This is a genomic window from Deltaproteobacteria bacterium HGW-Deltaproteobacteria-18 (assembly GCA_002841885.1).
Taxonomy (GTDB): domain Bacteria; phylum Desulfobacterota; class Desulfovibrionia; order Desulfovibrionales; family Desulfomicrobiaceae; genus Desulfomicrobium.
In genome coordinates, this window is record PHBE01000030.1 from 1 (window position 1) to 12,913 (window position 12,913).

Below are 12,913 nucleotides of genomic sequence, written 5' to 3' on the forward strand. Positions count from 1 at the left end.
CGGTTTCGTCCACCGTTCCCTTGTCGCTTGAGGACCAAGTCAGAAAGCCCATATCGGATGAGACGTTACGTTTGTATTGGCTGTCCTTGCTCACCAGCAAGGCGACCTGTCCTTCCTCTGAGATGATTTCCGTTTCATCCCCCGAAGAAATTCTAGCGGCCTCCAACACAATGTCGCCTTTGGCCTTCAGCGTGACCTTGCCACCACCAGCGACTTCGCTACGGACGTTCACGACATCATCGCGCTCTTTAAGCTCCATGGAGCCAGAGCCCATAAAGCCACTGTCACTGCTTTCGTGATGGTGGTAGTTTCGCTCCTTCCCTGTAGTCAGCGCTATGCCGCTGTTCTCGGATTCCAAGGTCGCATCTTGACCGGCCTGAACAGAACTCGCCTGCATTGAGACGTCTTGCCCAGCCTTGATGGAGACATCGCCTCCGGCAGCTATGGACGAGGAAGTAATCTTTGTGACGTGATGATCTTTGACGGTGGACCCTCCGCCACCAAACAGCCCACCAGAACTCGAATGTTCGTAGTGGGACTTATAGGAATTCGTTACACCGGAAAGGACGACGCTCTCACCGGCCTCAACATTTGTGTCGCCCTCCGACACAATCGTTGAGCCGAAAACAGCAACATTCTCGCCAGCATGGATATTCACCTCGCCAGCAGAAATCTGGGAGGAATAATGGCGAACATGCGTGGACTCATAATCAGAAGCTTCGAGATGGTCGGTCAGTTGCTTTGCACCAATGACGACATTGCCACCTGCGTCAATGTTGGCTTTGTTTCCGGCAGAAAGATGCGCTCCTCCGATCACTGTATCGCGCCCAGTAGTAATGCTCAGATCACCAGTTGCAGCAACTTCGGATGTCTGATGAAGAAATCCAAAGCTATCTGTCCCGCTGTCTCGTTGCTCCGTCCGTGTCGTAATGCACACGTCACGCCCAGCGGTTAATTCAATAGAATCACCTTTGATTGTTCCGCTTTCATTAACGATATCATTTAAAGCAGAAAGCGAGACATAATTTCCAGATACTGAGCCGCCTTCATTATAAATATCGTCAGATTCTACTTTAATTGAATCACCTTCAATTCCGCCACTGTTATGCAACTGTGCAGTATTGATCTCAACAGACGAGCCTGTCAGCATTGCTCCGCGCGTCAAATTGAACTTGTCTTGAGTTGCTGAAGCAAAATATACAACCGGGGCAAGGACTTCCCGTCCCAAAAATACGCGCTTCTCGTACCAAACAATGTCGTCATGAAGATTGGCAATCTGGTCTTCCGACAAGGACACGCCAACGCGCAAATCCAGCTCGGCATGAGCTTTCACCGCATTATCCATCAATTGGCGGAACTGATCGGCGTCGCTTGTATATGTCGGCTTAAGATACCGTCGCCCTGCAGACTGGAGCACCTGCTTTCTTACCATATTGGTTTCAAAGAAAGCATCGCCAAGGAGTTGCATCCCCAGATCATCAATATCAACTCCAACTTCATCGAAGAAATAGTCGGAACCACAGAACGTGCCTGGATCAGTCAGAACCGGGTTGGTTTCGATGACATACCTATGATCGGGTTTTTCGTTGACGACATACAGAGAGCCAATACCCGTCGGCAGGGCGACTTTGACCGAATTGATTGGCTTGCCAGTATCAGGATCAACAATCGTCCCCGTAACTTCAAGATCCGCAGCAGAGGGCGTACCGGCAAATGTCCCAGTATACTCCTGCCCCACCTTAATGCCTTCGTTGGCAACAAGGTCGAGGACGTTGATGGTGAGATTATCTTTCGCGGTAATAACGGCGGGAATTGCATCAATCAGTTCCGCAAGGTTAAACTCGAACTGCTTTTGACCGTAGGAATAACTTCCCCCCTCACGCACCTGATGGAAATTGCGATAAATATCAAAACGTCGAGAGAGCTCAAGGCCCATATTCTCCAACGTGTTGGCAGTGATGGTCAGGCCATTGCCTGCAGACATCACCCCTCTATCGTTGAGAACAGAGTCTGCATCAATGGTCAAATCAGACGCGGCAAGTAATTCTGCCGTAATTGCAGGCTTCGCGACATACTCTTCGGTTGTATGGATCCACTCCTGCAAGACACGCCCGTCATAGGGACGGTGCCACGGCAAGCCGTATTTCGCTTGCGTTTGCGCCAGGCGGGCATTCACACCGCTTTTATTCTCATCTAAACCGCTTTTTTTGTTACAAATATTGCGCGTGCCATCAGCATTAAATCCAGGGATCCATTCGCCAAAACCAAGATTGAAGTAATCCCAGCCAATTTCATTACGGCCTATCTCTGCGTCAACTGAGATATTTTCGACTTTCTCCGCAGCAAGAGTCAGCTTGCCGCTCAGACTTTCAATAACTGAAGCTTCATTGTGTATAAGAGCTGCGCGCTTCCCTTCACCACGGCCGTCAATGGCTATGTCACCTGCGGCAACAATATACGCTTCATCTGCTGTATAAAGCTCTCCAACGTGCAAAGCAATGTCAGCCTGAGAATAGACAAGTCCGCCATTGTTTTCAAAAGTATCAAGTGAAAACGACAGATCGTGCTGTGAACTTATAATGCCACCCTTGGACATGGAGAGATGCGGCGCCTCAATGCCAAATATTCCTGTAGACTTTAAAGTCGACTGCCCAAGGTCAAGTGACATAGCAGAGACAAGTGAAAAATCATTTGCCTGAAATGTATTGTCCCCTGTCTCCAAAACATCTGTTGCTATTCCCATATGACGTAAGGACGTCAAAGCCGCATTATTCCTTACGTTAATTCGACCAGCGCCATCCTGCTGTGCAATAATGTTGACATCACCTGCTGCGTCAATCTTGCCGCCATCCAACGTCACATCCGGCGATTCGATAGTCAGGCTCCCACCCGAAACCAGCGAGGAATCAACTGCGGCAAAGCTCTCATTTGCGTCTACCTTTAACGCACCACCTTGGACACTGCCGCTCTTTTGAAGACCAGCAGCAATATTCGCATTAGCCAGTAAAAATTTTCTCGCCGACAAAGATACACCGTCAGCGCCACCCAACAGGACGTTTGCATCCGGAGTCGAACCAATAATAGCAACGTCGCCAAGGGCAGCAAGCTGCACTGTTTTTCCGGAATAAACATTCCCTGAAACAGCAACGTCGTCACTGCCCGAGGTCACCTTCACGTCCCCACCGGCTGTCACTGCATTTTTAATCTTGATACGACCGTCGACGGTTAGTTCCATGTCGGATACAGACTGCACAATACCGTCTAAATTGACGCCGACGCCTTTCTCTGTACCTTGCAAAACAATACGATTCGCATACATCCCGCCAATGGCACGCGAATCGACACTGACAGCAGGAACAGCCGTTCCATCGTCCTCATGTGGCGTCAGTGCACCGGACACAGGATCATATGCATTGCGTCCTGTAATAATATTCAGATCTTGAGCGTGGATATCGGCATTCACCAATGCCGCGCGAGTAAGCAATGTGAACGAATCCACATTGGACGCATCGAGCCTGCCATCAATGCGTATATCGCCACCTTGCACATCAATCCGGTCAAGCCCATGCTCTCCGAGTCGAGGACTACCAGTCGTCAGGACGACCTTGGGAAAGTTAAGGAAGCCACCGCCATTAACGGTTATGCCATTTGGGTTGGCTAAAATGTAGTCTGCTCGGCGGCCATGTAGCTCCGTATAGCCTTCGAGATGCGACCGGCTTCCGCCAGTAACCTCATTGATAATAAGCCGGGCTTCTCCCCCTTTCAGATGAGGATTCCCCTTGATAAAACCTGCAAGCTCCGATTTACTGAGACCTCGACTGTTATTGATGACCAGTCCCGAAGAATCGACATTGAAGTCTTTGAACATATTATGCGACACACCGTTTTTGTCCGGAGTGGCAATTTGTTCAATCGGTACGCCATTGTGCGCCGTATCCATCGTCGGCTGCCTGGACTTGGATGCGGCAGAATCAACGACATTTGGTCTGTCCGCAGCCATTGCAATAAAGCTTGGCTGGAAGACAATAATACAAGAAAGAAAAATACTCATAAGCTCGCGAAAAATTCGAATATTCATCATTGACTCGCTTAAAATGAAGCAGTTACTGAGCTGTAAATTTCAAAATTTTTTCTTTTGATAAAGCTGGGAGCTGAAAAAGTCTTGGAGCATGTGACATCGACTACAAAATCCCCAATAGTGCGAAGTCCTAAAGAGACACTTTGAACTTCGCCACGTTCAAACGGCTCGTCTTCGTCTTTAAGAATCATCCCGTAATCATAGCCAGCAAATACTTCCAAAGCCTGAACCTTTGGTATTACATCTTTTGATGACGGAATATGCCATGAGAGCTCATTGCGGACATAGCCACCTGTATCTCCACTCAAACTGTCCTCTGCAAAACCACGGACTGTATAGCGGCTGCCAATTGACATGCGCTCCGCATTATAAAGCGTGTCTGGGCTATACTGCGCGCGAAGTGTCGACGCCCACGTCAAATCTTGTTCACAGAGCGTAAACGGGCGGTAATAGCTCAGCGTGCCTTCCCACTTTTCATAATGAGGCACCGGAACACCCTCTCCGTCCAAGGCCTCGGATGAACCCAGGAAATTCGTACCTTGATGATACTCGGCACCAAAGCTGAGGGACCCTTCAAACAGTCTTCGCGCGTGGGTCGCTTTGAGTCCGACGTCCGTTGTCTCATAGCTGCTGGCGTGGAGTTTCGCCCCAGCAACGCGGCTCTCCACCTGGCGATGCTCAACGCTCACACCCAGCGACGTTTTGCTTTCCGCGTCACGATGCACAACTTTTTCCACGGAAACAGATTGCCAACACGTATCGCCTTCGCTCTTGAACACATCCGTCGTGCCGAAAAGTGGCGTAGAATAATTGAATTTGCTGGCAGAAAGGCTCAGGGTCCAATAACCAATGGGCAAGGACCAATAGGCAGACAGGCTTTGGCTGTTCTTGGGATGATCATCATCCTCCCAAGGCAAAGGCGTGGCGGAGTAACTCACAGAGAGCATGTCGCTCAATCCAATGAAATTATCCTTGTCGAATTGCAGCATATACTGGTTCTTGCCCGTGGACTTTTGCCCCGAATCATCCCACCCAACGGAGGCGCGCCACCGTTTCGTCGGGTCATTAGAAATCGTCACGACACTCATTCCCGGCTCACTACCAGGAACCAGCTTCATGGTCGCATCGCTTGATTGAAGACGATTGAGTTGGTCGAGCCCCTGCTCAAGATCACGGAGATTAAGAGGGCCGCCTTTTAGCCCAATGAACGCTGTTCGCAATTCATTTTGCTTCATTCCCTTGCCGTCATTGAGTCTTATATCTTCAATCTTCCCTTCAATGACTTGAATTTTGAGCAAGCCCTGAGAAACCTCCTGCTCTGGTAAATATGCCCGAGACGTAACAAATCCTCGGTCTATGTAGGCATTGGTAATGTGCTTCAGAAGGGAATTGATATCGCCAAGCGTGAGACAGCGTCCGCTAAACTTCCGTGTCAAATCTTCGATAGTCTGGGCAGACAAAAGCGTCACCCCGGCAACTTCTATTGTGTCAACGGAAATACATTGAAGAGAGTCATCCGTTTTCGCTTCAGGCTCTTCTTGGACTTTCAGCCCAGAAGGCGGCTCTGTAGCGTGACGCTGAAAATGCTCTTGACGGACACGCTGGTGTTCTTCTTGGTGCTGGATAATGCGCTTGTGAACCGCACAAGCATCAGGAAATGACTGTGAAAAAGCGATTTCAGATAAGACAATTAAAAATATTGCCGAGCATATGAACGGCTTTATGAAACTCATAGTTCTCTCCACTTCTTTCAGATCTCTGATTAAAATCTGAAATATAAAAAAAACACAAAATATGAATTATAAAATGAATACTAAATTCAGTTATTCAATGACATTTTTACTCAAATTTTTGATATAATCTGGTTCATAAAATTGCATTAACGCATGAAAAAAAACAAATAGATTCACATAAAGAATGATAAGTTAAATTTTTATATATCGTATGCAGAAAGACGAAGACGAAGAATTTTTTTGTAGTCTATAAATAATTTTTTTTATATATTGCAACAAATTTTTTCTCTACACGTTGTACTTAATAATAAGTATTTACCAGTCGTAAATACTTATCACTGTCCGTATTACAAAATGCTTGGATGAGGGGGGTGTTTTTCGATGATTTTTCACGATTTGGACGTGAAAAGGGGGGTGGCTGATCAGGGCGATGTCAAACGGTTGCTTCTGGCCACGCGTGAAGCGGGGTCGCATCTTGAATCTTGAATTTCCACGACGGGCATGGGGTGCGAGCAGTTGCAGTTCTTGAAGGTGGGAGAGGCGTGGATGGAATGGGCCCAGTCTGCGGCCCTGACGTCAACGCTTGCGGAATGCCTTGTCGTACTGGCCATGCAGGCTGAGCAGCACCAGGATTGGGCCGTTTGAGCAGGCAAATCATTGTGCGGGCACTGTCGGTGACGCGCAGGGAATAGAGTTGCTGACCCGGTTCGATCAAGCTGCGAAGTTTTCTTTAAAAATATAAAATGAGGTTGTTATGATCTCCAATTCATACTCCTTTACTCGCGCTAAAGATAATCTTCATGGTTTTTTTAGTACGCAGAGCGCTGGGACAGATGCTTTTAACGCCATCTCTAGTTGGCAGAATTTAGAAAAGGGACGTTCTTACAATATCCTGTTGGAGGAAGAAGAATTTTTGAATGCTGAAATTTCGTGCAATGACGATGATATGACTGCTGGTAAGGAACTAGATCAGCAATGTTTTGCCCATGGTGTCGAAAGAAGACTGCTCCGTTAAGGTCAAGGCAAGGGGTTAGGTCGTCCTTTGACGAGTCTCGCCGCTTACGTCGGTTCACAACTACTTGACCCCGTAACCCCGACCCTGCCCATTCCTCTTCAGCATCCCATTTCCAACCATCCTCCGGAAATGCTCCTTCAGCGTATTGCAACTGGTTCCGGTCAGGATGGACATTTTCTTGATCCCCACGCAGCCGTGCTCCATGATGCGCAGGGACATTTCCGTCAGGGCGTTTCTGCAGCAGGCGTTCTCTTTCCACATTGGCGGCCAGGCGTCTGATGAAGCAATAGTGGGGGCGATGCTGAGCGCATCCTTGAAGCTCAGTTCCTCGCGTATCTTTCCCGGACGGCGTGTTCCATGCCGCCCAACTCGTCATCGGTCAGAAACTCGTAACTTAATTTCTTCTTTTTTGCCGAAAGACGACCATTGTTTTGCAGGCAGAGCTGGATAAAAAGATCGATGAGGCGGTCAGGCATATCCACAATCTCCTGTATGGCTTGCTGTGAATGAGAACTCGGTGGATACGGCCGTTGCCGTCCTCAAAGGGATGCATGAAAACGAATCCGTAGGAGATGGCGGCGGCATGGGTAATGGCGGAGACAGCGCCATCCTTCATCATTTGGAGAGCAGCGAGGAGGCCCGCCATCAGTTCCGGGAGGTCGGAAGGTCTAGGGCAGACATGGTGAACGGGCTGTTTCTGATAGGAACTCAAGAGAATTGTTTGAGATGCCTGAGGCGAGGTCAGGGGCAGTCCTCAAAAACCGTGTTTGTGACTTAAAATATGATAATAAATTGATAGTTTTCAAGAAAAACAGTTGCAGATTTTTAACTACGTACGTGTTGACGTAGAATTGGGGCCGATTACCGAGTTTGCCTTGAGCTTCAATTAGTTGTATGATGCATGAAATTTTATTTTACCCTACGTATCACCATAACATGAGTGAGGAGGAGGCATGTCCCGTTTCCTAGCTTCAGTACGCATCATGCTCTGTACAAGCGCTGTTCTGGGCCTGATGGCCTTTGCCGGTCCCGGCCATGCCGAGTTGGCCGATCTGGAGGGGACCCAGGGACAAGCAGCCCCCGATGGAGCCTCCGCCCTGGAGGGAACCCAGGGGCATGCGGCACCCGAAGGGCTCTCCGCCCTGGAAGGCACGGCCGGACACGCGGCGGCGCAGCCCGTCGATGACGGCATCGTCTGCCAGCCCGGCAGCCCCTGCATGGAAGCCGCCACCCAGCTGCCTCTGCGCGTGCTGCCCCGGCCCTTCTCCAGCATCTACCGCGAGACAGCCGCGGACCAGAACGCCGTGGTCCAGGCCAATGTCCCCGCCTTCAAACCTCTCTACGTCTTCAACCGCCAGGATCTCGATCTTTCCCGCCCCGAAGAGCCCCAGGGCTGGTATCAGGTCGGGCGCACGCGCGCTGCGGCCGAAGGCTGGATGCAGGCCAGGGACGTCCTCGAATGGCGCCAGGCCCTGCTGGTCTCCTACACCCACCCCGGCAACGAGCTGGAAGGACGCAGCCCCGTCCTCATGTTCCGCAACAAGGCGGACCTGGAATCCATCGTCGACGACATGGACATGGCGGGCCGGGCCAAGACGCTCTACGAGGGCGTGGCCGCCGGGAACATCCCGGACAATGTCGTCAGCATGGAGCCCAAGCGTTTCGTCGACATCACCACCCAATTCTACGTACTGCCCATCCTGCAGTGGAGTCAGACACAGATAAACGGCGACGACGTGCGCCTGCTGCAGCTGGCTGCGGCCGTGCCCGGCGCCCGCGGCGCCGACACCATGCAGAACGCCGATTACCTGGAACAGGCCCAGGTGGGCCGCGGCGAGGGCGGGGCGGTGCTCAAGGACGTCAAGGCCGACATCGTCTTCGTCATCGACACCAGCCGCAGCATGCAGCCCTTCATCGACATGACCCGCCAGGCCGTGGCCCAGATGAGCCGCTCCTTCAGCGGCGAGACGGCCGACCGCTTCCGCTTCGGCCTGGTGGTCTACCGCGACTCCCTGGAGGTCGCGCCGCAGCTGGAATACGTGGCCCGCAACCTGACTCCCGAGCTGGTCGACGCCGACGGGCTGGTGGGCCTCCTGGAGAAGGACGCCGCGGCCACGGCCGTGGGCAGCGTCGACTACGCCGAGGAGGCCTTCGCCGGCGTGGACGAGGCCCTGCGCTCCAAGTGGCGCGAGGGGGCCCTGCGCTTCGTCGTCCTCGTGGGGGACGCAAGCTCCCACCCCAAGGGGCACAAGCAGAACACCACCGGCAAGGACGAGACCGACCTGCGCCGCGAGTACGACGACGCCCAGGTGCACCTCTTCGCCATCCACCTGCAGGACCCGCGCGCCAAGGAGGACCATGAGCGCGCCATGGCCCAGTTCGGCCACCTGGCGCGCGTGCGCGGCCAGGAGGACGCCTCGGCCATCAAGGAGGTCAACGCCTTCGAGGAGAGCGAGTACCTGACCCTGGCCGAGCACCTGACGGGCCGCATCCGCACCCTGCTGGGCGAGACCATGGGCACCCAGGTGGCCGACGCCGCCGCGCCCCTGGAAGAGTTCGACAAGCTGTGGGAAGCGGCCCTCATCGAGTACGTGGGCAAGGAGGCCAACCCGCCCAAGGACATCGTGGCCTGGGCCATGGACCGCGACCTCGTCAACCCGGCCGACAAGGCCCTGGACGTGCGCGTCCTGGTCACCCGCGAGCAGCTCTCCACCCTGTCCCAGACCCTCGACCAGGTCGTGCAGGCCGTCATGCGCGCCGAGGTCACCCAGGGGCAGTTCTTCGAGGCCCTGCAGGGCGTGGCCGGGCAGGCCATGAAACGCCCCGAGGACCTGGGAGGGGCCGTGCGCCTGGCCGACACCGGGCTGCTGCCCGCCTTCATCCAGAGCCTGCCCTACAAGAGCGACATCCTGTCGCTTACGGACGACATGTTCGCCAGCATGACGGCCGAGCAGCGCTCGCAGCTTGAGTGGAGCATCCTGGCCAAGCTCGACCAGTACCGGACCATCAACGAGCAGGTCGACGCCTGGTTCCGCGTCAACGACACGGACCCTGACCAGGACCTGGTGTACCCGCTGCACCTCGACTACCTGCCTTAGACCGTGGCTGAGGGGATCGTACCCATGGTCCGCCTGGAAGGACTGGTCAAGACGCGCAGCCAGGGCGACAGCGTCTTCGAGCTGCGCGTGCCCGCCTTTGAGGTCGCGCCGGGGAGCATGGTGGCCGTCATCGGCGAGAGCGGCTGCGGCAAGAGCACGCTGCTGGACATCCTGGCCCTGGTCATGGCGCCCACCAGCGTGGACCGCTTCGAGATAGCCGCGCATCCGCACGCTCCCCCGGCCGACGCCGCGGCCCTGTGGGCCGAAGGCGACGAGGGGGCCCTGGCGGCCCTGCGGCGGGAGTTCTTCGGCTACGTGCTGCAGACCGGGGGCCTCTTGCCCTTCCTGACCGTGCGCCGGAACATCGAACTGCCCGGGAGTATCAGCGGCGGCGTCCCGGCCGGGCGCATCGACGCCCTGGCGCGGGGCATGGGCCTCGAGGGCTGCCTGGACCGCATGCCGTCTTCCCTGTCCATCGGCCAGCGCCAGCGCGCGGCCATCCTGCGCGCCCTGGCCCACGGGCCGCACCTGGTTTTAGCCGACGAGCCCACGGCGGCCGTGGACAAGGCCCGCGCCCGGGCCATCATGGACGACATGCATCGTCTGGCCCGGGAGGAATCCGCCGCCGTGATCGTCGTGACCCACGACACGGACCTGGTCATGGAGCTGGCCGATGCGGCCTACACCTTCGATCTCGAGGCCGTCTCGCCGGGCATGACCCGCTCGGTCTGCCGGCCCGTGCAGGGGAGGGCGTCGTGAGCGCCCGGGGCGGCCCCTTGCGCCAGATCCCGCTCCTGGCCGCCGCCCACCTGCGCCACGAGTGGGTCCTGACCCTCTGCCTGGTCATCGCCCTGGCGGCGGTCATTTCACCCCTGCTGGTCCTGCTGGGTCTCAAGCACGGCACCATCCAGACTCTGCGCGAGCGCCTAGTCGAGGACCCCGTCTTCCGAGAGATCCGGCCCACCCAGACCCGCGAGTTCGCCCCCGAGTGGTTCGACGGCCTGGCCGCCTGGCCGGGCGTGGGCTTCCTGACCCCGACCATCCTGCCCCTGTCCTCGGTTATCACCGTTGTTCTGCCGCAGGATTCCGGTACGGCCCTTTTCGACCTCATCCCCACGGCCCAAGGCGATCCCCTCATCCTGGAGAACGGCGGCATGGTGCCAGGTGACGGCGAGACCGTGCTCACGGCCGAGGCCGCGCGGCTGGCCAGCAAGGCCGCCGGGGAAGAGCTTGTAGTGCGGGTCACCAGGACGCGCGGCGGCCGCAGCGAGGCCGTGGAGGCCCGGCTCCGCGTATCGGCCGTGCTTGAACCTCGTGCCGGCTCCCTGGCGCGGGTCTATGCGCCGCTGCCCTTCGTCCTCGACGTGGAGGGCTACAAGGAGGGCTACGCCGCGCCGGACCGCGGCTGGCCGGGCGAGACGCCGCAGCCCTACCCGAGCTTCGACGGCGCCGTGCTCCTGCTGCCCGAACCCCTGCCGCCCATCGTCCGTTCGGGCCTGATCATCAACACGGGTTTCGGCCGCATCGCCGACGCGAAGCCCGGTCGCGTGCGCGAACTGCTGGGCTTCGAGCCCCCGGAAGGCTTCGCCGCCTACGAACTCCTGGCCCCGGGCTCGCCCGTGACCGCCTCCAGCCTGCGGGCCATCGACGCCAAGCTGCGGGGCTATTCGCGCGCCCTGCTGCCCTATGCCGAGGGCGTGGTCCTGAAGACAGGGGAGGGGGAGCTGCGCCCCGTCGGCCTGTCCCCGAACGCCGATGAGGCGGCCATGCTCGGCCTGCCGCAGCCGCCCTGGCCGGCCTTCAGCGGCAGGCTGCCCGAGGGGGGGGGGCTGGTGGACTGCCTGTGGCCGGCCGGTACCGACGGGAACGGGACGGCCGTGGACGTGCGCGCTTCGGGCGTGAAAGACCTTGATTTCCTCCTGCGCCCCGTCGGAATCACGAATTTCGAGCGCCCCGTGGTGCCCGTGGAACTCCTTGGCGTGCTGCGCACGGCGGTCCAGCGCGGGGTGACTTTCGACCGCCGCACGCTGACCTTCCAGATGGCCCGCGGCGGGTACCGCGGTTTTCGCCTCTACGCCAAAAGCATCGACGACGTGCCCGCCATCTACCATCGCCTCAAGGACCAGGGCGTGGAAGTCGCGGCCGAGGTCGAGGCCATCGAGCGTATCCGCGTCCTGGACAATGGGCTGTCGCGCCTCTTCTGGCTCATCGCCGCCCTGGGGCTGTGCGGCGGCACCGGCGTGCTGGTGGCCAGCCTGTACGCGGCCGTGGAGCGGCGCCGCCGGGACCTGGGCGTGCTCAGGCTCCTGGGCTTCGCGCGGCGGCACGTCTTCTTTTTCCCCGTGGCGCAGGGGTTCATCATCGCGGTGCTGGGGCTTGGGGCCGGGTTCGGCGGGTACGCCGCCCTGGCCGGCGTCATCAACCGCACCTTCGCCATGGACCTGGCCCCGGGCGAGGCCTTCTGCGTTTTGCCGCAGGCCTATGTCCCCCTGTTCTGTCTTTCCACCGTCGCCCTGGCCGGCCTGGCTTCCCTGGTGGCCGCCTGGCGGGCGACATGCATCGATCCAGCGGAGGTCATTCGTGAGCAGTAAAGGTTTGCCCTGGCGGCTGTGCGCCTTTTTCGCGGCGGTAGTCCTGATGGTTCTGGCGACTTCGGCCCTGGCCGAGGCCCCGCCCCAGACGCCGTACAATCCCAAACCGGCCGAGGGGGACCTGATCCTGCCCATGCCGGGCGACGCGCAGATGGTCTTTCGCCGGGCGCGGGTCCCGGGCAAGGGCTTCTGGGGCGACCAGACCCGCATCATCCAGATCGGCGACGCCTCGGGCGGGGTCTTCGAGGGGCTGCAGCGCACCCAGATCAGCGGTTCCTTCCCGACGGGGCAGGACGACTCGTGGGAGATCGTCATGGCCAAGTACGAGCTGACCCGCGGCCAGTTCGCGGCGGTCATGGGCATGGACGCCCTTCTGGCCGCGAGCGGCGACCCCGAGG

7 protein-coding genes and 2 pseudogenes are annotated in these 12,913 nt (G+C 56.9%); 5 read left to right on the top strand and 4 right to left on the bottom strand.

The genetic code is table 11. The annotated features are described in order from the left end of the window. Both CVU60_17795 and CVU60_17800 read right to left on the bottom strand, forming a co-directional pair. A partial coding sequence (locus CVU60_17795) for a hypothetical protein (protein ID PKN40018.1) occupies positions 1 to 4,078 on the bottom strand: 4,078 nt, incomplete at its 3' end. A gap of 11 nt (positions 4,079 to 4,089) precedes the next feature. Further along, positions 4,090 to 5,811 carry a ShlB/FhaC/HecB family hemolysin secretion/activation protein gene (locus CVU60_17800; GenBank protein PKN40019.1) on the bottom strand — a complete coding sequence of 574 codons (1,722 nt, stop codon included), beginning with the start codon at positions 5,809 to 5,811 and terminating at the stop codon, positions 4,090 to 4,092. Between the two features lie 754 nt (positions 5,812 to 6,565). Here CVU60_17800 and CVU60_17805 point away from each other — a divergent pair. After that, positions 6,566 to 6,826: a hypothetical protein gene (locus CVU60_17805; GenBank protein ID PKN40020.1), complete on the top strand. Its 261-nt coding sequence runs from the start codon at positions 6,566 to 6,568 to the stop codon at positions 6,824 to 6,826. 60 nt (positions 6,827 to 6,886) lie between these two features. On the opposite strand, the gene CVU60_17810 is transcribed toward CVU60_17805, so the two are convergent. Together CVU60_17810 and CVU60_17815 are read right to left on the bottom strand one after the other, a co-directional pair. Then, positions 6,887 to 7,087: a hypothetical protein gene (locus tag CVU60_17810; GenBank protein ID PKN40021.1), complete on the bottom strand. Its 201-nt coding sequence runs from the start codon at positions 7,085 to 7,087 to the stop codon at positions 6,887 to 6,889. A 59-nt stretch (positions 7,088 to 7,146) separates the two neighbouring features. Next, positions 7,147 to 7,550 (bottom strand): annotated as a pseudogene (locus CVU60_17815) (cell filamentation protein Fic). 229 nt (positions 7,551 to 7,779) lie between these two features. On the opposite strand from CVU60_17815, the gene CVU60_17820 reads away from it, so the two are divergent. From CVU60_17820 to CVU60_17835, 4 genes and pseudogenes are all read left to right on the top strand, one after another. Then, positions 7,780 to 9,924: a VWA domain-containing protein gene (locus tag CVU60_17820; protein PKN40022.1), complete on the top strand. Its 2,145-nt coding sequence runs from the start codon at positions 7,780 to 7,782 to the stop codon at positions 9,922 to 9,924. Positions 9,925 to 9,927: 3 nt separating this feature from the next. After that, positions 9,928 to 10,683: an ABC transporter gene (locus tag CVU60_17825; protein PKN40023.1), complete on the top strand. Its 756-nt coding sequence runs from the start codon at positions 9,928 to 9,930 to the stop codon at positions 10,681 to 10,683. Continuing rightward, the gene (locus CVU60_17830) at positions 10,653 to 12,515 is read left to right on the top strand and encodes an ABC transporter permease (protein PKN40024.1); all 1,863 of its coding nucleotides are present in this window, start codon (positions 10,653 to 10,655) and stop codon (positions 12,513 to 12,515) included. Before CVU60_17825 ends, CVU60_17830 begins: the two co-directional genes overlap by 31 nt. A gap of 70 nt (positions 12,516 to 12,585) precedes the next feature. Continuing rightward, positions 12,586 to 12,913, top strand: a pseudogene (locus CVU60_17835) (hypothetical protein).

Excerpts from the sequence above, each read along its gene's own strand:
- CVU60_17810 (PKN40021.1), bottom strand. The coding sequence starts at position 7,087 with ATGTGGAAAGAGAACGCCTGCTGCAGAAACGCCCTGACGGAAATGTCC.
- CVU60_17800 (PKN40019.1), bottom strand. The coding sequence starts at position 5,811 with ATGAGTTTCATAAAGCCGTTCATATGCTCGGCAATATTTTTAATTGTC.
- CVU60_17820 (PKN40022.1), top strand. The coding sequence starts at position 7,780 with ATGTCCCGTTTCCTAGCTTCAGTACGCATCATGCTCTGTACAAGCGCT.
- CVU60_17805 (PKN40020.1), top strand. The coding sequence starts at position 6,566 with ATGATCTCCAATTCATACTCCTTTACTCGCGCTAAAGATAATCTTCAT.